The 21677-nt window shown below is 41.7% G+C and carries 31 protein-coding genes; 30 read left to right on the top strand and 1 reads right to left on the bottom strand.

What is annotated here, in order from left to right; all coding sequences use genetic code 11:
• Window positions 1–99: 99 nt before the first annotated feature.
• The 26 genes from ACJJI6_RS18835 to ACJJI6_RS18710 all read left to right on the top strand — a co-directional run bounded on the left by ACJJI6_RS18835 (window position 100) and on the right by ACJJI6_RS18710 (window position 16855).
• A complete protein-coding gene (locus tag ACJJI6_RS18835; protein ID WP_475711664.1) occupies window positions 100–495 on the top strand; it encodes a hypothetical protein in 396 nt (131 codons plus the stop codon).
• A 118-nt stretch (window positions 496–613) separates the two neighbouring features.
• Window positions 614–922 carry a transposase gene (locus ACJJI6_RS18830; protein ID WP_444926030.1) on the top strand — a complete coding sequence of 103 codons (309 nt, stop codon included), beginning with the start codon at window positions 614–616 and terminating at the stop codon, window positions 920–922.
• A gap of 8 nt (window positions 923–930) precedes the next feature.
• Window positions 931–1776 (top strand): IS3 family transposase, encoded by an 846-nt coding sequence (locus tag ACJJI6_RS18825; RefSeq protein ID WP_475713471.1) that lies wholly within the window; start codon window positions 931–933, stop codon window positions 1774–1776.
• A gap of 43 nt (window positions 1777–1819) precedes the next feature.
• Window positions 1820–2398, top strand: a complete 579-nt coding sequence (locus ACJJI6_RS18820; protein ID WP_444904429.1) for a hypothetical protein — start codon at window positions 1820–1822, stop codon at window positions 2396–2398.
• 135 nt (window positions 2399–2533) lie between these two features.
• The gene (locus ACJJI6_RS18815) at window positions 2534–2815 is read left to right on the top strand and encodes a hypothetical protein (RefSeq protein WP_475711662.1); all 282 of its coding nucleotides are present in this window, start codon (window positions 2534–2536) and stop codon (window positions 2813–2815) included.
• Window positions 2816–3666: 851 nt separating this feature from the next.
• On the top strand, window positions 3667–4140 hold the full coding sequence (locus tag ACJJI6_RS18810; protein WP_445356219.1) for an SF0329 family protein: 474 nt from the start codon (window positions 3667–3669) through the stop codon (window positions 4138–4140).
• A 64-nt stretch (window positions 4141–4204) separates the two neighbouring features.
• Window positions 4205–4531, top strand: a complete 327-nt coding sequence (locus ACJJI6_RS18805) for a hypothetical protein (RefSeq protein ID WP_475711661.1) — start codon at window positions 4205–4207, stop codon at window positions 4529–4531.
• Between the two features lie 509 nt (window positions 4532–5040).
• On the top strand, window positions 5041–5412 hold the full coding sequence (locus tag ACJJI6_RS18800) for a hypothetical protein (protein WP_475711659.1): 372 nt from the start codon (window positions 5041–5043) through the stop codon (window positions 5410–5412).
• Window positions 5413–5857: 445 nt separating this feature from the next.
• Window positions 5858–6220, top strand: coding sequence for a hypothetical protein (locus tag ACJJI6_RS18795; protein WP_475711657.1), 363 nt, complete (start codon window positions 5858–5860; stop codon window positions 6218–6220).
• A 90-nt stretch (window positions 6221–6310) separates the two neighbouring features.
• The gene (locus tag ACJJI6_RS18790; protein WP_475711656.1) at window positions 6311–6748 is read left to right on the top strand and encodes a hypothetical protein; all 438 of its coding nucleotides are present in this window, start codon (window positions 6311–6313) and stop codon (window positions 6746–6748) included.
• Window positions 6749–6849: 101 nt separating this feature from the next.
• Window positions 6850–7350, top strand: a complete 501-nt coding sequence (locus tag ACJJI6_RS18785) for a hypothetical protein (RefSeq protein WP_475711654.1) — start codon at window positions 6850–6852, stop codon at window positions 7348–7350.
• A 94-nt stretch (window positions 7351–7444) separates the two neighbouring features.
• Window positions 7445–7777: a hypothetical protein gene (locus ACJJI6_RS18780; RefSeq protein WP_444892119.1), complete on the top strand. Its 333-nt coding sequence runs from the start codon at window positions 7445–7447 to the stop codon at window positions 7775–7777.
• Between the two features lie 143 nt (window positions 7778–7920).
• Window positions 7921–8139, top strand: coding sequence for a hypothetical protein (locus ACJJI6_RS18775; RefSeq protein WP_475711652.1), 219 nt, complete (start codon window positions 7921–7923; stop codon window positions 8137–8139).
• Window positions 8140–8230: 91 nt separating this feature from the next.
• Window positions 8231–8743, top strand: coding sequence for a hypothetical protein (locus tag ACJJI6_RS18770; RefSeq protein ID WP_475711650.1), 513 nt, complete (start codon window positions 8231–8233; stop codon window positions 8741–8743).
• A gap of 101 nt (window positions 8744–8844) precedes the next feature.
• Complete coding sequence (locus ACJJI6_RS18765; protein ID WP_475711648.1) at window positions 8845–9144, top strand: hypothetical protein; 300 nt, start codon at window positions 8845–8847, stop codon at window positions 9142–9144.
• A 74-nt stretch (window positions 9145–9218) separates the two neighbouring features.
• Window positions 9219–9677: a hypothetical protein gene (locus ACJJI6_RS18760; protein ID WP_475711646.1), complete on the top strand. Its 459-nt coding sequence runs from the start codon at window positions 9219–9221 to the stop codon at window positions 9675–9677.
• A gap of 87 nt (window positions 9678–9764) precedes the next feature.
• Entirely contained in the window at window positions 9765–10142 is a 378-nt protein-coding gene (locus ACJJI6_RS18755) for a tetratricopeptide repeat protein (protein WP_475711644.1), read from the top strand.
• A gap of 128 nt (window positions 10143–10270) precedes the next feature.
• Window positions 10271–10744 (top strand): hypothetical protein, encoded by a 474-nt coding sequence (locus ACJJI6_RS18750; protein WP_475711643.1) that lies wholly within the window; start codon window positions 10271–10273, stop codon window positions 10742–10744.
• 536 nt (window positions 10745–11280) lie between these two features.
• Entirely contained in the window at window positions 11281–11781 is a 501-nt protein-coding gene (locus ACJJI6_RS18745; protein ID WP_475711641.1) for a hypothetical protein, read from the top strand.
• A gap of 83 nt (window positions 11782–11864) precedes the next feature.
• Window positions 11865–12422, top strand: a complete 558-nt coding sequence (locus tag ACJJI6_RS18740; RefSeq protein WP_475711640.1) for a DUF6707 family protein — start codon at window positions 11865–11867, stop codon at window positions 12420–12422.
• A 588-nt stretch (window positions 12423–13010) separates the two neighbouring features.
• Window positions 13011–14156: an acyltransferase family protein gene (locus ACJJI6_RS18735; RefSeq protein ID WP_475711638.1), complete on the top strand. Its 1146-nt coding sequence runs from the start codon at window positions 13011–13013 to the stop codon at window positions 14154–14156.
• Window positions 14157–14196: 40 nt separating this feature from the next.
• On the top strand, window positions 14197–14577 hold the full coding sequence (locus tag ACJJI6_RS18730; RefSeq protein WP_444895866.1) for a hypothetical protein: 381 nt from the start codon (window positions 14197–14199) through the stop codon (window positions 14575–14577).
• 73 nt (window positions 14578–14650) lie between these two features.
• Window positions 14651–14998 (top strand): hypothetical protein, encoded by a 348-nt coding sequence (locus ACJJI6_RS18725; protein ID WP_475711636.1) that lies wholly within the window; start codon window positions 14651–14653, stop codon window positions 14996–14998.
• A 100-nt stretch (window positions 14999–15098) separates the two neighbouring features.
• Entirely contained in the window at window positions 15099–15317 is a 219-nt protein-coding gene (locus ACJJI6_RS18720; RefSeq protein WP_444895864.1) for a DUF6500 family protein, read from the top strand.
• Window positions 15318–15597: 280 nt separating this feature from the next.
• Window positions 15598–16389 carry an MBL fold metallo-hydrolase gene (locus ACJJI6_RS18715; RefSeq protein WP_475711635.1) on the top strand — a complete coding sequence of 264 codons (792 nt, stop codon included), beginning with the start codon at window positions 15598–15600 and terminating at the stop codon, window positions 16387–16389.
• A 121-nt stretch (window positions 16390–16510) separates the two neighbouring features.
• The gene (locus ACJJI6_RS18710; RefSeq protein ID WP_475711634.1) at window positions 16511–16855 is read left to right on the top strand and encodes a hypothetical protein; all 345 of its coding nucleotides are present in this window, start codon (window positions 16511–16513) and stop codon (window positions 16853–16855) included.
• A gap of 93 nt (window positions 16856–16948) precedes the next feature.
• Here the strand turns inward: ACJJI6_RS18710 and csrA are convergent, their stop codons facing one another.
• Window positions 16949–17137 carry a carbon storage regulator CsrA gene (gene csrA, locus ACJJI6_RS18705; RefSeq protein WP_444934374.1) on the bottom strand — a complete coding sequence of 63 codons (189 nt, stop codon included), beginning with the start codon at window positions 17135–17137 and terminating at the stop codon, window positions 16949–16951.
• 1543 nt (window positions 17138–18680) lie between these two features.
• On the opposite strand from csrA, the gene ACJJI6_RS18700 reads away from it, so the two are divergent.
• The 4 genes from ACJJI6_RS18700 to ACJJI6_RS18685 all read left to right on the top strand — a co-directional run bounded on the left by ACJJI6_RS18700 (window position 18681) and on the right by ACJJI6_RS18685 (window position 21589).
• Window positions 18681–18887, top strand: coding sequence for a hypothetical protein (locus tag ACJJI6_RS18700; protein ID WP_444934375.1), 207 nt, complete (start codon window positions 18681–18683; stop codon window positions 18885–18887).
• A gap of 501 nt (window positions 18888–19388) precedes the next feature.
• Window positions 19389–20351: an alpha/beta hydrolase gene (locus tag ACJJI6_RS18695; RefSeq protein ID WP_475711631.1), complete on the top strand. Its 963-nt coding sequence runs from the start codon at window positions 19389–19391 to the stop codon at window positions 20349–20351.
• A gap of 60 nt (window positions 20352–20411) precedes the next feature.
• Window positions 20412–21149, top strand: coding sequence for a DUF1963 domain-containing protein (locus ACJJI6_RS18690; protein ID WP_475711629.1), 738 nt, complete (start codon window positions 20412–20414; stop codon window positions 21147–21149).
• Window positions 21134–21589, top strand: coding sequence for a hypothetical protein (locus ACJJI6_RS18685; RefSeq protein ID WP_475711627.1), 456 nt, complete (start codon window positions 21134–21136; stop codon window positions 21587–21589). The genes ACJJI6_RS18690 and ACJJI6_RS18685 overlap by 16 nt, the downstream gene beginning before the upstream one ends.
• Window positions 21590–21677: the final 88 nt, after the last annotated feature.

Raw genomic sequence — 21677 nt, 5'->3', positions numbered from 1 at the left:
AACAATGGGGCAAAGGGTGCTAAATGAAATTATTTCTTACCTTAAGCAGCAAAACACATAACAAGTGCCGGCAACCGACTGCCAAAACGGCCACTTGTTTTGCAAAAGGCCGAAAAACAAGCGCCCATTTTGTCAGCGGCTGCGGCAGGCGTTAAGCACATGAAAGAAGAATATACATCGTACGTTGGCCAAGACCTGTCTAGAGAAGAGATAAAAGAATTTTCTTCTCAATATGATGGTGAAAATATGTGGGAGCTAGAAGGTATCTCAGAAAATGACTTTCCATTTGTCGTCAAGCTTGGAAATGAAGAAGAGCTAGTTATGTTCTGGAATAAATATAATGGAATGATGGCATGCGCTCATGATGACCCAGTTTATGCATATGCATTCGCCAAATGGTTAGCGGATAATGCACATCCAGTATTTGATAGTATTCAAGAAGCTAATCAATATGCAATTGATCATAATTGGCCACGAGAAGAGAGAAATGCTTAACAAGGCATTGCAACCGAGCGCTAACGCGCCGGTTGAACTTTGGCGTTAGCTTTAAGACTTACCCACGTTTAGTAGACACCCTGTATAGTTAGGTTTAGGCCTAACACGGAGGTGTATCATGGGTAAGAAAAGAACTCAGGCGTATACGGAGGAGTTCCGTAGAGAAGCAGTTAAGAGAGCGGAAAAGCCTGGAGTAACAACGGCTTCTGTGGCGCGAGAGCTAGGCGTCAGCGCACAGCAGATCTACAACTGGCGTCGTCAATTTAATCGACTGTCTGATAAGCAGTTCAATAGTTTAGACGGTGTCGACTATTCCAAACAGGAAAGCGCTGAAGTTCGCAAGCTCAAGAAGGAGCTGCATGAAGCTCGTCAGGAGGTTGAGTTTCTAAAAAAGGCAGCTGCGTACTTTGCGAACCACCAAGAGTAAAGTACGCGCTGATACAAGAGCATGTAGGGTCATTCCCGGTTAGCTTGATGTGTCGGTGTTTAGAAGTCTCAAGATCGGGTTATTATCGATGGCGGGGGCGATTGCCATCTGCTCGCACGATTAGAGAGATACGAACAATCGAGAAAATCCGAGAGACGTTTGTTGAGTTTAAAGGTCGTTATGGCGCGCCTAGAATTGCTTGCGAGCTTCAAGAGTTAGGTGAGCCATGCTCGCGGAACTACGTCGCTAAGCTTATGCAACAGGAACATATTAAAGCGAGAAACGGCAAAGGCTTTCGATATAGTCAGCCCGTAGAGGGGGGCATTAATGTCTCCGCTAACTTACTTAAGCGTTGCTTTGATGTGGATCGACCCAATTGCCGCTGGACCAGTGACATTACGTATATCTGGGTTCTGGAGCGGTGGTTGTACCTCGCGGTAGTTATGGATCTGTACTCTCGACGTATTGTAGGTTGGGCATTTGACTCCCAGATGACCGATGAGTTGACACATCGAGCATTGAAAATGGCCCTAGAGCGACGACAAATAAAGCCTGGACTAATAGTTCACTCTGACAGGGGTGTGCAATATCGATCGCAGAAATACCAGGATCTCTTGTCTGAAAGTAAGTGCAAGCCGAGTATGAGTCGCCAGGCTAACTGTTGGGATAATGCGGCAATGGAATCATTCTTTAGCAGGCTAAAAGTCGAGCTGGTCTATGCCGGAACATTCGAAAGCGAAGAGCAAGCAAAATCAGCGGTATTTGAATACATTGAGATTTTCTACAATAGGGTTCGTAGGCACTCTGCATTGGGCTATGTAAGTCCAGCAGAGTATGAGCGAAAATACGCATAGTTAGAGTGTCTACTTTTTGTGGGCAGGACCACTTTACATAAAAATGAACATCGAAGAATTATCAGAAAAACTATACGAAGATCTTAATGGTCGAATTACCGCTGTGGATTACACAGATGGATTAATAATCAATTTTCAGTGCGATGATTGGAATGGTCATGATCAAAGTAGGTTTTTTAAGATCACGTGTTACGGCGTAAAAGAGACTGATGCACAGCCGTCTGAAGTTGGTGAAGTAGAGTTTACTGATAAAAACCCGTTGCTATGGAATCATAATGAGCCGCATGGGTACCTCTACTATTCTTCAGAGCCAGAAAGTAGATATGAAATATTGGGGCGTATCTGGGAGGTTCATGAAAAGACTTTTGGTGGCTGGCGACCATTGACAGACTTTGCTAATACGTATCACGCAGGTCAGTTCATTGAATTCTGTAAGGGCTCTAATGGTCAACTGGCTCAGGGGCCGAAGCAACTTATGGAAATTTATCAGGCTTCAGTAATCGATAAAATTAAAACCAATTTTGTACCCTCATATACTCCTGAGGGCGGGTACAAAGCCTTAGTCTTTGATTCTTGCTTTGTGGTTTGTAAATCGGTGGCCGTGGACGAGGTCAGCAGCTAACAATGCAATGCAGCCGACGTCTTACTTTGTGCACTTTTTGCACGGTCGCTGCGCTCCCATTTTCGTGCAAAAAGCACACAAAGTAAGCCGCGTCTGATTGCGGCGTTATGTGAATCAGGCTACTGAGATATAGGCATGGAAGATCTATTGGGGTTTGTGTTAATTGGCTTGTTCTTGGATGTCATATTTTGGGGGATTAGCTATGCTACTGGCGCTGTATTAACTCCAATAATCTCTTTAGGAAGATGGAAGCCAGAAAGTATTAGCCTCAATAAAGAGGGTGGAGGTAGGCGCAGTAAACAAAACAGATTCACTCTCATAGAAAAAGATGAAGAAGTTTATCTCGGAGCATTAGCAGTTGCGTTTATCGGTCTGGTTTTTTGGGTGGTAGTTATAATTCTGTTGTGTATCACATAACAAGTTTATGTTGTCGCCACTTCGTGGCTGGTAAAGTGCCAGTAGGTAGTCCCGAGCGCGCCAGCCATAACCAGGCTAGTCAAGCTCGCCCAACCCCTTCGGGGCCGGGCTGGACAGCCTACGCTCCGCTTCGGCTGCCCTTGCTAGCAACGTTATGTGTAGTCGTATAAATATTTTAATATATGGGGGAGGTTACATGGCAAATGTCCCAGGACCACAGCCGGATATTCAACACTGTCCTGTATGCAGGCAGTTACTAAGAAATGTGCCGCGAGCTGAAATGGCGTCACCGGGTTACCGCCGAGCAGATGGAACTGTATCAGAGCATACACACACATATGATTGTGCATCTTGTGATAATCGGTTTGAGATTAATCAAAGCAGGTAAGCACATAACAAGCGGTTGTAGTCGCCGCGAAAGACGCGGCTGGGACGGCCTACGCTACGCTCCGGCCGCCCCTAAACCGAGCGTTATGAGTTCACATGAAACTAGCCATTAGAATCTCCATTCTTATGCTAAGTCTGCATGGTTTTATATTTATGTGGGGCCCAGCAATAAAGATGGCTTCAATAGAGTATCGGTTAGCACCGTACTATGTTGATTGGACTATTGGATACTATGATTATCGGGTAAATGGATGGGCTAGAGGTGATGAGGCAATGAAAAATCCAATGGTCCGCTGGAGAGTAGAGAATAATCTCTATTGGTGTGAAAAATTCACAAAGTGCACTGTCAAAGAATAATGCTCATAACAAGCCGCTCAAACATCGTTCCGGCCGCGAAAAACACGGCCTCCACTGGACTCGCTACACTGCGTTTAGCGGGGCGTTAGTGCTACCAAGAGGAAGAAATGTCGAAGCCATGGAGTAAATTACAAAGAGAGTTTTACCTACTTCGTGCAGAGGGGCTTAAATTTCAACTGCAGTGTCGCTCCTATCGAATGGATTCTCAAATGGGGAGTACGAATTGCCCTCGCTACTGGATAACTCTCGGAAAAGAGATAATCTGGGATTATCCAAAAGATTTTGTAGGTAAGACACACCCGGATAGGAAACCGACAGAGTGGTATCCTTATGGAACTGATATACCAGATATATCAAATTTGATTCGGGAATATATTGATACCCCCAAAGACGAAATCATAAAAAAGGTTTTTGAAAACGATTGTTGGGGGCTTATAAATATACTCAGAGCTGCTGATAAGCGTATTGGTACTAGGCGATTACCCGAATTAAAGAAAAAAACTGGTAATAAGGCCGCTTTAAAAGTAATTGAGGAGCGTATGTCCACAGCACTAACAAAACAATCAACCGGACTCCGCTAAGCGTGGTTCGCTTTGCTCACAATAACACGCTTAGCTCCGCTCGGTTATTGTGGCGTTAAGGGTCATGGATAGTCCGGATTATAAAACTGTATATCATGCTAGCGAGATGTGTCCTGTAGGTTGTGGTCAAGTAATCTACTTAGAAGGCCGCATCAACAAGAAGGTATTTTGCTATTGCACAGGGTGCGGAATAGCATTCGGTCATCCCGATGAAGCGCAATGGGATAGTGGGGTTGATGAGCTCAAGCACATCAAGGATTTCTCTGCTGAAGGCGTGCAATACCCAGAGAAAGAAGCAATAGTACGAGCCGGCTTCGGTGGCAACATCACAAACACAGATTCAGGTCCTCACTGTTACACTGAGCAAGAGCTAAATGAAGAGCATCTATAAACCCTTAACAAATGCAGGCAACCTCGCCCCTTCGGGGCTGGACCTCCATTCCGCAGCTTCGCTGCTACATTGCGGCCGTTGCTGCAGGCGTTATGAGTTCACATGAAACTAGCCATTAGAATCTCCATTCTTATGCTAAGTCTGCATGGTTTTATATTTATGTGGGGCCCAGCAATAAAGATGGCTTCAATAGAGTATCGGTTAGCACCGTACTATGTTGATTGGACTATTGGATACTATGATTATCGGGTAAATGGATGGGCTAGAGGTGATGAGGCAATGAAAAACCCAATGGTCCGCTGGAGAGTAGAGAATAATCTCTATTGGTGTGAAAAATTCACAAAGTGCACTGTCAAAGAATAATGCTCATAACAAGCCGCTCAAACATCGTTCCGGCCGCGAAAAACACGGCCTCCACTGGACTCGCTACACTGCGTTTCGCTCGCCGTTTAGCGGGGCGTTAATTTCAAGGAGTAGAAATGCATACCTGCGTCGAGTGTGGAGAAAATATGCAGTCAAGCCTGAGAGCAACTTGTGATAATTGCAGGCTGAACGAAGGATTATCTGATTCGCAGCGGACCTTAGTAAAAATTCAAAGCGAGATTAAAGAAAGGAGTAATGAGCAAGTTATGTCCTTATTTCTTCCATCAGAGATATTAGATCCGGCTCCATTTGTCAAAGGCTTGGGTGAGTCAAGCGCGTTAGTAGATGGATCGGCCTTGTCTCAACTAATAAATGATACTTTGGCAGAGCTCGGAAAATACGGATACAAGCTGATTTCCATATCACCGGTGAATTCAGGAGTTTCTGGCTGGGTAGCAAATGGAGGTTGGGGGTATGGATTCACATCAGGTATGGTGCTCGTAGCCGGCAGAAATTAACAAGGCGCTGCAGCCGACGGCTAACTTTGCACACTTTATGCGCGGTCGCTGCCGCTCCTATTATCGCGCATAAAGCGCTCAAAGTTAGCCGCAGCTGAGCGCGGCGTTAAATGCCCACAAGAACTATGAAACACGAACTTTGGATAGAAGATGAAAATTCGCAGACATTTTGCCTAGCTGGCCCCCTTGGTGACAGTGCACGCAATTTGCTAGAGCCCGGAGCAAAACTTACATGGACATGTGAGGCTTCATCATATTTCGAAGCAATGACAAAGTACTATGCGTACATGGGATGGGGAGAGTACAAAAGTGACTATCCCGAAGAAGATAAAAAAACATATTCCGAGTTAGGCTGGGAGTAATATGCATTTAACAAGCAAAGGCAGCATCGCCCTGCGGGCTGGACGAGCTAACGCGCGCCGCTGCTTTGGGCGTTAGCCATAAAATGAAGAAATACGTAGCTATCATTTTGCTGCTTCCATACATGGCCGAGGCATCATGGATGGAATTCTGCCATTTATCCGGCCGTGTGATCTCAGATGTTCAAGAGTATGAGCGCGGGTTGAAGTTTCAGCTAAAAGTAGAGGAAGCAAAGAAATTTTCAAAAACTAAGGGTGAGTTATATTTCAGTAGTTACACTGACTGTCAGCGGCACGTAGGTAAAGTCTACGAAGTCTTTTACTCTGATCAAGAGTACTCAGAGACCGGAAAGCCTAAAAAAGGTGAGAGTCATTGTGTAAGCTATACAGTTGAAGATGGGGGTGGAGGAGCCCCTGTGTACTGGGTTCCGGGGTGCAGCAATGGCTAACAAGTTTGTCAACGCTCGCCCTGCGGGCTGGACTGCTAAAAGCGCTGCTTAGCAGCAACGCAGCCCGTTACAAAGGCGTTAGGGCTAAGTATGCATCGAGCTGTGATTACCTTTATGATATTCATACTTCCGGTTGCTTCCTTTTCAATGGACTGCCCGAAATTCAGTATCAATGATTATGCAAGTGAAAGCTCTACCATTTTTTGGGGAGTTCCTGTGGAGGCGAAATTAATAAGCAAGGATTTCGAGGGGAAGGTTCTCTATCGATTTGATGTGATGAAACAAATCAAAGGGAGCTTAGATGGTGTGGCCCAGGTTTACGCTGAGAATTATGAGTTCCAAAAATTTCAGCTAGGGTATGAATATATAGTGTTTGCAGATGTTAGTGGCTCTGTTGATTTATGTGGCCCTTCTCGAATTATACGAAGTGATTGGAATTCAGAGGACTTCTTTGATAGAGCGGATATAAGCGAGGATACTAAATTCTTAGTTAAGAAAGTCTTTGGGGTATTAGAGGGTTCGCCCTAACAAAGCCATCATAGGGACAGCTTTTCCGCCGCTTTGTTTTGTGCTTGAATAGCACAAAATAAATCAACTCCAAAGCTGTCCGATATGGCGACGTTAGGACTATGAATAGAGTTTTCGCTATTTTTCTTGTTTTCTTTTTCTTCGGCGCTTATGCAACAGAGTGTCCTGAAACGGAGAACGGATTTGATCCAAAAATTCATTTCGAATATTCAGGAGAAGTGTTTCTTGGGTATATTTCGGAAGGATCATATGACCTAAAAGGTTGGGAGCACGCGACTAGCAGCGGACCAATGTATGTGCCAACACATGATCTAACTTTTGAAGTTTTACATAGCTTTAAGGGAGAGAGTGGCGGTACCTTGAAGCTTAAAGCAACGGATCAAGGGTTTCATGATGGGTGGCGTATTGGAGATTTGTACATCATTTTCCTAGGGCGCTCAAGTATTGGCGTGTGTACGAAAGTGACACCTCTCTATGCAGAGTATTTCAATGAGTTTGCGCCACTAGAAGAGCTAGAATTTATGCTGGAGAGGGCAGACGTAACACAGAGCACAAAAACTGACATTGAGTTTTTATTAACCACCAGTACACGAAAGCCCTAACAAGCGGCTGTTGTCGCGCCTTTGGCGCTGGGACGGCCATTCCGCCGCTTCGCGGCTCCATGGCCGCCCCAAAGCCGGGCGTTAGGCGATAAGAATGGCGATTGAGATTTACTATGATTCAGCTCTTAAAGGCACAGACATACGTGGAGCCGCTATTCATCTTGATGATGTTCTTCATGAACAGTTAATAAATTTGTGTGTTTCGAATGAAGCTAAATATAGCCACCTTGTTGCTATAGCTCTTATTGAAGACGATCAGTGTCTAGATATAGATCCAGGAAGTACAGAGCGGTTTATCCTTGAGCTAAGAGCTTTAATGGACGAAGACACTTTGTTTGAACCAGTAAAACCAAGCATTGAACGGTTTATTTGTGTTTTAAATAAGGCAAATGAACATCATAGTAAATTAAATGTGTACCTTGACTGAATTTTACCGCCTAACAAGTGGCGGCAATACGCAGCCTTTGGCTGCCGGACTCAGCACTGTGTGCTTCGCCGTTGCGCTAGGCGTTATATTTCATAGAAATCATGATAGATAGCAAGGAAAATCCAGTTGAATGGAGTCAATTAATGAGTGAGCTAGAAGATGCACATGAGCATCTAGGTGATCTCATTAAAGAAATGGGATCTAAGGGGAGCGTCGATATCGAGGGCTATTCTATAGCTATAGCCCATATATATGCGCACTTAAATCGAGCGTGGAATTCCCGTGATTTCAAAGGTGAAATGAGTGAATCTCAATGGGAGGAGTTTCGTTCTTTTCCTCCTGATTTGGAGCCAATCGCGTAATGAAATATAACCAGCGGCGGCACAATCGGCCTTCGGCCTGGACTCAGTACTGCGTACTTCGCCTGTGCGCCGGACGTTAGGCGATGAGAATATGAAGAAACTGCGCCCTACAATTCCAGTTCATGAATGGAAGTTATCCATAAACCTTAAGGCTACACGAGAGATCCAGAATCAATCCGGAAATCCTGCCTTTGATTGTAACTGTCAATCGTGTATGGATTGGAGGAGTTCATTTAAAGAATTTTTCCCGACCGAGTTATTGGGACAGCTTCAGAGAGTAGGAATTGATTTAGAGCACCCTACAGACCTATACCAATATAATGAAACAAATGATGGTAGTAGCCTTCGTGTCGTTTATCATGCAGTAGGAAAGATTCTAGAAGGGCCCAATCAATGGACCAAAAATGAGATGGGGGATATATTGATTTATAGGGAAGTTAGACAAACTCCATACGTTTCCATTGTGGTTTTTCCTCAAAGTAAGTCTTATGATCATGCTCCGGTTCTGGAAAATACAGCTTCAGGTGACCTGGTTCGACTGGATCTAAGGCTCTTAATGCCCTCAAAGTATTGCAGATCGGGCAATGTGACTGGTAGCGCCTAACAAGCGCGTGAATTTCGTTCCAGCCCTCTGGGCTTCCACCGGACTGGCCACGCTTCGCGCGTCCAGCTGATTACGCGGGCGTTAACTGTACTGGTGAAATTATGACTAGGGGAAAAGGGATAGCATTGAGGCTCGCATTAGTGGTCGTACTTGCAACTGCTATTTCATTTTTCTTTGGAATTAGTTTCTATGTGAGTGTTGTTATAGTTGCAGCTCTGGGAGTTTTTGGCGAAATGGTACATATGTCTGAAAATATCCCAGGAGCTGCCGACAACCCAGAAGGAAAAGAGGTTCATCCAATTAAGGCAATGGCCATTGGAGTACTTGTTGTATTCGTTTTACTGTTTGTGGGTTTTCTGTTTCCAGAGGTATACCGTTATGGTTTCGGTACATACAGTTAACAAGCCGCAGCAATCGCTCCCTTTGGTCGCTGGGACAGCCAAAACGCTGCCGGTTATTGAGGCGTTAGGTGAATATGAGATCAATACTTTTAACTATTTTTTTAACTCTTGCTTCACAAGCGACTGCTTGTGGTGAGTATGATCTTGTAGATACTTTGAGCCGGATCTCTGAATTCAAAAATATTTCACGAGAGAAACTTTCGCTAGCCATTGACCAAGGAAAGTGGAATAAGTGGAAAAGCGCTTATGCGCTTTGCTACAAAGAAGAGTCTTCACAGTGTTACTTAATTATTTTCGGGGCAGGTGACCCGCATGTAACCGACATGAGTAAAATCGAACATGCAAACCTCGGTAAATTAGGTGCACCAGGAACTAAGTATGAAAACGTAAAGACAATAGTTACTAAATGGTTTTATTCGGACGGCAGGTTCTTTCAGTTAGAGCTAAAAACCGTTGCTTATAGAGATGGACAGAGACTTACAGTAACAGAACCTGTATTTGTAAAGAAGAATGGCGAACTTATTTATCGGTAATTCACCTAACCAAGCCAGGCAGTACGCTCCGGCGCTGCGCGCATACACAGCGTAGGCCAGCCTCTGCTGGCAACGTTAAGTTTCAGAATGAACATTGAAGATATAAACAACAAAGCTAAGTCTTTGATAGATAAAACTTGGAAAGATAGCTCCAAGTGGCATCAAAATTTTGATGAGGCAAAGGGTTTGCTTGAACAGGCTTTACGCACGAACTCTGATCATGAAATGACTCTCATCAACTATGGTACTGTTCTATGTGATATGGGCAATCATAAAGAAGCGACTAAGTACCTTAAAAAGGCAATAGATCAAGGTAGTAATAACAAGCATGCATTTTACAATCTTGGCGTAGCGCTTATAAATTGTTCAACGCACGAAAATGCAATGCTCTATATGAAAAAAGCTAAATCAAAACAAGCTAGCACACTAACTTGGGAGGCATACTTTGATCCAATGGGGCACTAAAAACTTAACAAGCAGCAGCACGGTCGCCCGGCTTGAAAGCGCCGGGCTGGACGGCCTACACGCCGCTTCGCTCTGTTTCGGCCGCCCGTGTGCTGGGCGTTAGCAATAATAAGTAATTTGGAGTTTTTATGAATGTGTCAATGGGAAAAACCAAGTGGCAAAAGTTCGAAAATTATGCCCTTTTAATTATCTTGATGCTGGTAGGCTTGGGTTATGCTGCTTCAAAAATACCATCTTTGTTTTCCCCTGATGAGCGGCAAGTTGCTGTATCCGGTTACATTGCGAATGCACAACAGAAGGGTATTTCTTGTAGTTATTCGGGCTTTGTATTTGATCGTAAATCTGAAGTAGAGAGAACATTTCTTACTTGCAACCCCAATAGTGTTATTCCTGGCGAAGTAAACTCCAAGGAAGAATTGTTTAGTTCAATTGGTGAGCATATGATAACTCCAGCTATTGAGTATCTCCCAAAAAATAAAATGGGCTTTGTTATCGCTATTACACAAATTGATCAAAACATGGTCGTTTGTACTAATGTCGAGCGTCAGGAAATCACGCAACAGTGGTTGGACTCTTATGACAATTACTGCATGCCTGAATAAAATTGCTAACAAGGCGTTGCAGTGGACTCCCAAAGCTATGCACCTTTTTTGTGTAATTCGCTGCGCTCACATTATACACAAGGCGGTGCGCCGCTTTGGTCGCCCCTGAACGCGGCGTTATGTGTCTATAGGAAATTAGAATTGTACGAACGTCTATCAGACAAGGAGCCAACATCATTCGAGTTAAAGATCTTCAAGTGGGTATTTCTTCCTGTAATTGCCATTGGTTTATTTCTTATATTCTCTGACGTAAGCAAAGGTCGGAATAAGTGTGAGAATATCTGCCTCGAAAAAGAGTTCCCTGATTTTCGTTATACCCCAAGCGGGCGTTATGGTATTGGTGGCAATACGTGCCACTGCTTAACAGAAGAAGAAAGTAACATTAAAAATCGCATACCCGAGGGTACTCGTGTATTTTGAACATCAACACATAACCAGGCTAGTCAAGCTCGCCCAACCCCTTCGGGGCTGGGCTGGACAGCCTACGCGTTGCTTCGGCTGCCCTTGCTAGCGGCGTTATATTTCAAGGAGAGATGGTGCGTAGGCCACTAATATTTATACTTTTTCTTCTGCCAACTGCTGCTTACGCAAATGTTGTTTGGCCAGCACTTTATTTAGAAACACGTCTTTTTTCATGGTGGGCAATTAGCATTGGTCTGCTAGTTGAATTTTTCTTTATAAAATGGCTTTTTACTCTTCCTGCCAAAAAGGCTTCAATCGCTACCGTATCTGCAAACGCCGTTTCAGCTGTTGCAGGTATAATTTTAGTTCCGCTGGCTGGCATAGCATGGGAGCTATTTCCAGGCTCGATCATTAACAGGGCTTTTGGCTGGGGCACGTTTAATCCAATTACATGGGGTGTTACCTTTGCTCTAGGCTGCTTGGTTAATGGTCTACTTGAGGGCGCAGTCTATAAAAAGTGGTTTTATCCACAGTTCAGATTTAAAAGTAAAGCATTTCTCTGGCTGCTGGTGGCTAATTCCCTCAGTGTAGGCGCCGCATTTATTAGCCTTTGGTTAAAGCCGGTGCAGCTATGAAACATAACAAGTCAATCAACTACGCGCCTTCGGCGCCGGACGCAGTAAAGCTGCGCCGGTTAGCAAGACGTTAACCTCTAAAAATGAACATCGATAAAATTACAAATAAAAATAAGCCGATCGCATCATTAGTAAAGTCATTATCCAAAGGATACAAGCTAACTACTGACAAAGATCAGAATAAGTTTTTGCGGCTTTCAATATACTTGTATGCATTAGGCCAGGATGACTTAGCTTTAGAGATAGCCAACTTCATTGCTAGCTCATGCGAATACAATGGAAATGAAAATGTCTGGAATAGTGTAGGCTTTCAAATCGTATTATTGACTAGAATCTATCGATTAAAAGGTATCGAATCGATTCAAATAGCTCGCCTTAAAGAAGAAGATATTATTTCTAGCCGATATACGGTGGAGATGTACACTGACGAATTATTAGAAGAGGCGTTAGAAACGGAAAAACTAGTCGAATCTTCTAGTCAAAAGTATAAGTGTGAAGGGTATGGACAAATGGCACTAGAGTTTATGTATTGCCAAGAAAGAGCAAAAATGGAAAATTCTAAAGAGTGCCAATTAATACAATCAAAAACAGAACCATTAGTTCAAAAATACTTAGCTAATTTAGCACAGGCACTAGAATGAAAAGGTTAACAAGGCTGGGCACACCGGCCACTACGTGGCCTGGACGACTTCGCCGCCTGTGCCAGCGGCGTTATGTGTAGTCATAAATTCAACAATCGGATCTAGTCTTGAAGTCACTATCTGAAAAAATTGCATGGTATTGTCAGAAAGAGGAAAGGCATTGGAAGCGTATTTATCACTGTGCTGAAATCGCTTTCATTTCAGTATCCGCACTAATTTTAACTGTACTTATTCAGATATATGGCAACGGTACTAAGCTTCAAATTGGGGTTGTCGCACTCACTTCGGCTTTAACTATCACATCAGCCTCATTAGTCCCTCTCGTATTCAAGTCCAATACTCTCAATCGCTGGCAAACTCAAATGGTTACTATCGGACTTGGTTGCGGAGTCGGAATCTCTGCGATATGCACGCTGTTTCTATTTGAGTTGCAGCTTGCTAGCACATAACAAGTCGATGAATTTCGCACCGTCCTTACAGGGCTCCACCGGACATGCTACGCTGCGCTTCGCATGCCGATTATCGAAGCGTTATACCTTAGATGATTTACCTACTTAGTCGTTATTTTTGTGCTCATTAAGGAAGAATATGAATAAAAGATTTGAAGCTCTAGATGCTTTTCGAGGGATTGCAGCCCTTTGTGTAGTCATTTTCCACATGCGTCTAATAGGAAGTATAACTGAGCTCGATTTTTTTAGAGGAAGTTCAATATTTGTAGAGTTCTTCTTTGTATTGAGTGGCTTTGTTTTAGCTCATGGCTATGGGGCTAGAAAAAATCTGATTTTAGGGGAGTTTATGAAATCAAGGTTTTTTCGCTTATACCCGCTCCACCTCTTTATGTTTTTTGTCTTCCTATTGCTGGAGGTCGGCAAACTAGCAGCGTATAAATATGGTGGTTTTACTTTTAATACTCTCCCCTTCACCGGGAGGACAGCTATTTCTGAAATTATACCAAATCTACTGTTAATTCAGTCCTTGTCACCAACATTTGAAGCTTTAAGCTTTAATTACCCATCCTGGAGTATTAGCATTGAATTCTATCTATATTTATTACTATTCATATCTATAGTTGTTTTTAAAAATTTCAAAAGCATAATTTGGTGCTCTACGGCTGTTGTCGCGCTTTATTTAATAGCATCCGAATCTGAGCTATTAACTAGCCAAATACTGAGGGGATTGTCGTGCTTTTTCGGAGGGGCATTAATATACCTTTTCTATATGCGAGTAGCTAATATTCGAATCACGAAACCACTTGGCACTATAGCTGAGGTTTTTGTTGTGGCATGTATTGTTGTGATTGTTCAGTATGAAATCAAGTATCAGAACATTGTTGCCACCATGATTTTCTATTTTGCAATATTAGTTTTTTCTTTCGAGTCTGGAGTTGTTTCTAGCCTATTAAAGCGGAAGCCATTCCAAGAACTAGGTAAGCTATCATACTCTATATACATGACTCATGCTGCCATTTTATTTTGCTTTACTTCTACACTATTAATCTTACAAAAAATCTCAGGTATGGAATTAGCCCCAATGTTAAATGGAGATAGATATTTAACATTGGGGAATGGGTTTGTTAATAGTTTGATTGTCCTGGTGATTTTAGGTTTGGTGATATTTATATCGAGCCTTACTCACAGATATATAGAGGTTAAGTGGCGGAGAAAGGGTAAGGCGCGTCATCCAAAGTCAAGTGAAGAATGGCAAAACAAAGCGTTGCACCGGACGGGCCGGTGAACGCGACGTTATAAGGCATTAACCTCAGAGGAATCATCTAATGACAGAGGACGAACGTACTCTCGAGTCATTAAAACTACTTCGCGAGTCAAGCGCCTGGATGGTTGGTGTTCAAACTGCAATTTTTGGTTTTCTGATTACGCTTCTTAATTCGGGACAATTGAAACTTGGTAGCTTTCTTATTAAAGTCGCGATTACTGCATTTGGGCTTTCAATAGTATGTGCTGGGATTGTACTTGGTGCAGTGCCATGGGTCCTTAGTCGAAAATCAATGCCTTCTTCAGTTCAACAGGCCCCCATTGCCGATTGGCCCCTAGTAAATAAAATCTCTATAGGCTGGGTAAGTGGGTTTCAATATCTTGCATTCGTAATTGGACTAGTCAGTCTTGGATCTGCAGTAATTTGGAAGCAGATAGGATGAAAATGCCTTATAACACGTGCATGCAGAGCGACCTCCAAAAGGCTGCGCCTGATGCGAGGCGTCAACTGTCTCTATGAAATTAGATCGCACAAAAGAATTAATACACGGCACAATCAATGAGACAGAGCCTTATGAAGCTTTGGTTCATGTACTGGAATCTGCGATAGAGCTGGTACAGATTCCAGATAATGACTTTTGTTGGTCTTCATGGAATGACTCTGAAGAGGCAACTAAAGAAATTCAGAAACTACTAAATATGGCAAAATCGTATGCTTTACCAGAAAAAGTCGAAGCTTCTGTTCTATTTGCACCAACTGGACCATTGCAAGAAGTTAGCTTAAGTAGCGGCTGGGCCGAGCCATTTCTTAAAGTAGCTGAGAAATATGATCAAGTAGAGAAGTTATTATGGCCAAACAGTTAACAAGGGTAGGCAATATCGCCAGCGCAAAAAGGAAACCTTCCCCCGTTGAGTAGACGCCTACCATTTTAAGTGGAGTAAGAGAAAATAAGGAAAAAATTTGATGAGGACAGAGCTTAGAAAAAAGATCATTGATGTTTGTAATCAAAAGATAGAAAAGAAAGGCAGCAACGTAGGTGTATCTTTCTATGCATTTTTTAAAAACAAGAATGATCAACCAGAAATTCTAATGGAGGCTGCAAGATGGTGGATAGAAACACACCAACTTGATCACTTTGAGAAGGCAGAAAAAATCAAGTCTATGATCAAGGCTGGTGTTTAACATGGTGATTTCCGTACAAAGTCTCCAACACCATAACAATACTGTCAACGACGCCCTATGGGCTTAACTCCGGTGCTGACGAACTTCCAGTCTTCACAGTAGGCTTTTAATCACGTTTAGTAGACACCCTGTAAAGTTAGATTTAGCCCTAACACAGAGGTGTATCTAAATTACGTAAGGTAAGCAAAACTTAGGAATCAAAGCTCACGATATGCTGATTTTCATGTCTTACGGTGTTTAACATGTCGATGAAATTTAACTAAATGCAAAAGGATTAGCTTTGAATATTTTTAAAATTCTACTTCCATTAATATTCATACTCATCAGCTCCACTGCTTCATCAAACATAGTTAAGGTGAAAATATCTGAACAGCTATATATCTTAAGTGGAAAGGAATATGGTACTAATATCGGTTTAATAGCTGTAGAAAATGGCTTGATATTAATTGACCCTATACCGGGAGATAATCACCTGAATGAATTAGACCAAGTAATTCAGTCAATCTACGATAAGCCTGTTATTTTCATCTTAAATACACATGCACACTCTGATCACATTGGAGGCAATAAGTATTTTGAGAATAAAGGTGGAAAATTTCTAGAGGGTGACCTTCCCCTAGAAGGGTTTACTCACATAAGAGTTAGATCTCATTCATCGATTGACAATATATTTTATCATAAGGAGAGTAACTCAATATTTGTTGGTGATATTTTCGATACTAGCTGGCACCCCACATTTTATACTGGTGGAGCTAAAGGCTTCAGCAACGCAATTGATACTATTTTAAACATGGGTGATGATCAAAGCTTAATCATCCCCGGGCATGGTGTTACTACCAATAAATCATCTCTAATTGAATTTAGAGAAAATACTTTTTCATGGATAAATAGAGTTCGAGAACTTTATCATAAAGAATCAGATCTAGAGAAAATAATGGCGGATACACAATTAAAGAGTATTTTACAGAAATTCAACGCGAGCGATAAAGCCACATTTATACCTGAAAAGGCTTACAAAAGATTCATAGAGAGAACAATCTCCGTGATAGATAATGAAGAGAGTTTGCAATAGGCTCATTGATAGGGGGATTTAGCACCCATCTTTTGTTATTATTCTTCTGAGGAAGAACCCTTCACTGTAAAAGTTTTTAACTACAGGAGCCTACGCTCTATTGAAAGTCTTGGTATTTGATTTGAAGAAACTATTGATTTTTACCATTACACTCCTACTTGCACTTGCTGCATATTATCTTACTTTTACAGCTTTCTATGAGTCATGGTTCCCTTATTATTATGAGGAATATCTTTCATACTTCTTCTTAGCTGGACTAGCAATAGTTGTATTATTACCATTCGCCATTGCAGCCACTTCAGGCCAAAAGAATGGCCTGGGTTATCTTTCTAAGTACGCCAATTCAGCAACGAAGGTTCATTTAGCTGTAGTTATCTTATCTATGTTAATTTTTGCTTATATGATGTCCAATGGCGTTTTACTAGATGAGGCAGGTATTTATCAAGTGGTACCATCAGGTGAATAGACGTAACTAGCATCGGCACCTGGCACCAAGACCGCGGTTCTGCTAAGGTTTTGATGCCGATGCTTTGGATGCTCCACAATTAGGACCAAGCTCTCAACAGTTTCTATTCCCCTGCACCCTTCCCTTCTGGACACGTTTGTAAATTTCTTCACGGTGAACTGGAAGTGATCTGGGAGCTTGTATTCCTATCTTTACCTGATTTCCCTTAACTTCCAATACTGTGATTGAGACATTGGCTCCGATCCTTAGGTTTTCACCAGTTCTGCGCTTTAAGATCAACATATTTCTATTCTCTGCTTTTCAAGCCATGGGTAGACTTTTTATTGATGGACGGCTGAGAAACAAATCTGTTGAAGAATGCAGGGGGAGCGCGAGAACGATAGGCATAGAAGAAGAAAAGGCGGACGCAACGCTGCCAGAGCTTGGGGAGTCTCTCCAAGCCGCTGGATGTACTCCACTTTATTGAAGACGAGCGGGTTTCTAGCGTATGATCCATATAGCCACTTTGATAGTTATGATATCAATTTGGTTAGCTGGCCCCAGGTGTTCCCGCACCTTGGGTCAGCGCCTTTTACTTACTCTTACGTCACGCTACCGTTGTCCTTTGAGAGGGTGGATCTTTTATAAAAATCTTATTCTATTGAGTTTCTTTGGTTATAGACCTTCAAAAAGCGTCCTATTTACGACCAAAATATCAATAATTGTCCATCGATTTTACGCAGATTTGACACTGAAACAAACTTAATAAATTTCAATAAGATCATTTTTGTGCCTATTTTTTGTAAGTTACCGCCTTGGAAAATATCGGCTTATGTAGAAAATGGCCAATCGTATTGGCAATCTTTAATGGCCTTTACGTTAGAACCTCAAGGCACAAGACAATCAAAAATAAATACGTAAACGTACTCCTCATTTCAAAAGAGAAAGGCTAAGTATCTTATAAGTATTGGATATATTGCCGTGGGTTTTATGCGACTTACCCATTGGCATTCGCACTCTGACTTTCAGCCAGTAATTTAGGAGAGATATCCTGCATGATCGTACCTATTTAAAAGTTCAATGTCCCTGAAAACTCATTAATTACTCTTCTCAAGCCGTATATTTTGACTGGGTGCTACTTATGATACATTCTGATATTTAAAATATTGCAGCAAGCACCCTAACCTATTGATTTATAACAATTTTTTCTAAAAGAGGGGTCAATGCGAATATACTGTACGCAAGATATGGCCACTGGAATATTCTTCAATCGATACTGGTTAGTATACTAGTGGGTATCTTTCCCTGATTTGAGTCATTTTCCATTCTCTGTGCATGCTGATAAGTGATATGATTTTGTCCACTTTCGAATATACGAATAGACCAGCCAAGGAGAGTAAATGGTCAGTCAGAGAATTAACTATTTGCAGGTAGCAGGGATACTCACAGTGTTGGCTGCTTTAGTTCATATCGGGTGTATAGTATTTGGTGGTGATTGGTATCGGTTTCTTGGTGCCGGTGAGCATATGGCTCAACTAGCTGAAAGTGGCCACCCCTACCCAACTATTGTAACTAGCGTAATTTCAGCCGTTCTACTGCTTTGGGCTAGCTACGCTTTTTCTGGGGCGGGTTTAATTATTAGGTTACCGCTGATTCGGCTTGGCCTGATACTAATTTCAACGATATTTTTGGCTCGTGCGCTGGGTTTTTATTTTATAATGCCAGCCTTCCCAGATAATTCGCTAACTTTCTGGCTAATCAGCTCTGGCATATGTTTAATTCTCGGCTTAACCTATTCGCTTGGTTTAATACAGAGGTGGAACCTAATTAGCGGAAAGGCCTAACAATGGGTGTGTTACTAAAAACTTTTATTCGTGTAGAACTCTCCGAGCGCTTGATTGGGCGTATTGAAGCCACTATTGAAGAAGCCAAGCTTAACCCATCGATAGCTTTTAGAGAGTTTAATGGAAATGTTTATGACCTTGTATTTAATTTTGAAAAATCAGAAGTAAGTGTAAATAATGTCTTAGATGCTAAGTTCAACCGGCACTGAGAACTTGTCAATAGATGTATTTTTATTAGCAATAGGGTCCAATCTCAATTGCCACGTAAATTTGTAAAACTCAAATTTCTAGTTCTTGTGGTATGTACCACTTTAATTATAAGTTGTGGTGAAAGCGCATGCACAGCACAGTCTGATAAAGTGGTCGCAGCAAAGAGTTTGACTAATGAACAGTTAACATCTCTTTATCATTCAGCACTAGAGCTTATGGATAGCTCTGAAAATATAATACTTACAGGCGATCAGATTCCAGCTGTATTTACAGATATAATTAGTCCAACTCTTATTCGGGTGAAGTCGAAATCTATCTGGCTGTACCTAGAGACATGTAGCTTTGACAATAAAGTGGTTATCTTTATTAATGCTCCATCTGTGCTCAGTAGGGGTAATATCACAATAAGGTGGGGAGAAGGCCCAACCACACAATCTATTGAGCTTTGGCATCAAGTGTAACAGGTAAGAGTATTATCTTTCCCTATATCATTAAAGATTATGATTAAGAAATTGATATTAGCATTTGTGAGCAGCATAGCTATTGGCTGTTCCACAGTAGTTACAGAATATATTGATCGGTCTAATAGCTTTGATTTTAAAGAGATTGTTTCTTTCGATAATATTGAAACTTATGGGTTTAAAAACAACAGATATTGCTCTACAGAGCATAAAGTATGCACAAACTACCTTCTAGGGGAGCCACTTGAAAACAAGAAACTTCGCTATACGGTTTCCCTGGAATCATTTGGCGGTGCGGAAAGCACTGTTAGTTTAGACATTTTAAAAAGCTCACTACCTGATTTACATTCAGGAACAGTTGTTCTTATACATGGTTTTAGGGCATCTAAAGAGTTTATGCTGAATTCGGCTCTGTACTTCAGAATGTTAGGATTTAGAGTTATAGTCCCTGACTTATTAGGGCATGGTGAGTCTGATGAGGATAAAGAATACGGTGTTGGTGATAGAAAATTAGTTAACGAAATTATCAATAAATATGAAACTAAAACCCTGTATATTGTTGGTAACTCTATGGGTGGTACAACTGCAATGCACATTTCTACTTTAAGAAATGACATTGATGGAATAATACTACAAGCTCCAATGCTTCGATTTGATAAGGCAGTTTTAAATTATACTAAAGCTAACTTTCCGAGTATGACAATGCTTTTCTCAGAGAAAAGCATCAAGCAAGGAGCGTTAGATAGTTTAGTTAGAGCCGATATCACCCTTGAACAGACAGACATTAAGCCAATTATTGGATCTTCTAGTGTACCTATAATTATTTTTGCATCATCTTCAGATCCTATTGCTCCACACAGAAGCTATAGCAATCTAGCATCGAATGGTGTTTCAATTGTAAAAGTTGACGACCGAAACCACCCAAGTATGTCAATAATTGGTAACAATGAAAGTCGGGAGTTAATTCACTGGTTTGGTAAGCTAACACACAAATCCAAGTGATGCTTACAATCTGACTGACTTATTAATAAGATTCTTATAACTTGCATGAGGTATTAAATTTTGTCTGAAATTGATTGGGAGAAATATTGGGAAGAGTTAAAAAGCAAACTCAGCCCCTATAGAAAAATCGCGTGGGAACCTCAAACACAAGAGCAAGTGACTGAAATATCAGATTCTAAATTTTGTGGAATGCCACTACTTACAGCAGAAGGCTGGCCTGAGTGTGGAAATTGCAATGAACCTATGCAGCTCTTTGTACAATTGAACTCTAAAGATCTCCCAGAGGCTTCAAATACCCCTTTTGGAGATGGAATATTACAAGTTTTCTATTGTGTTAACGAAAACTCAAGCTGCGAGGCTGACTGTGATACGTGGGCTGCAAATTCAAAAGCTACACTATTAAGGATATTGCCACTAAATACTCCGGCTCAAACAAAAGTTACATTAACCCCTTCTTCAGATTATCCAGAATTAAAAATAACTGGTTGGGAAGAGTTAGAAGACTACCCAGATACATTTGAGCTCGAGGAGTTAGGTGTAGAGCTCTCAGAAGACGAAGAAGATTTTCTATGCGAAGACGAAGTTCCATTCTCTGGTGAAAAGTTACTGGGGTGGCCGCATTGGGTCCAGGGAATTGAATATCCATCCTGCAAGATATGTAATAAACAAATGCAGTTTATCTTTCAAATAGACTCCTCAGGAAATATTCCTTATATGTTTGGAGATTCTGGATGCGCACATATTTCACAGTGCACAGAACATAAGGAACAATTAGCAATGGCATGGGCTTGCTGTTAATAATAGAATTAATACAATGCCGCTTATACAACGCTGTTTACAAAAAATATTATAACCTTGCTGGAAAGACCAGAGTGCTTTATACAAAATTGAACAAGAAAGCTATATCCTGGGGTCTGATTAGTTTCAGTATTCTTTGGGTCATGCTGACTCTGATGATAAATTTTCTAGCCGTTCCACTTAGCGCTACAGGGGTACTCCTAGTTTTATCGTCTATTCTCTCAGGCATAGTGGTGGTAAAACGTGGTGCTCAGGCCCCTTTAATCAACGCTGCTATCTCTGGTGGCATTGCTGGATTGCTTCTATATATTTTGACTGTTCCATTTTTCGGTATGGATCTGTGGAGCCTGATTTATTCTTTAGTAGTTACTACGGGGGGATTTGTGGTAGGTGCTACTCTTTGGTTGGGCGCTTCTTTTTTTATAAGGCTACGTAACTAAGCTTCCTCTCTACGGGTGAATAGCACATATAGCAAGTTTGCCTCAATTCAATAAAAATTGAGGTAAGTAATGAAAAATAATTAGTCTT

Source organism: Microbulbifer maximicatervae (SeqCode) (assembly GCF_056232625.1).
This window is presented reverse-complemented; position numbering and strand designations above follow the sequence as displayed.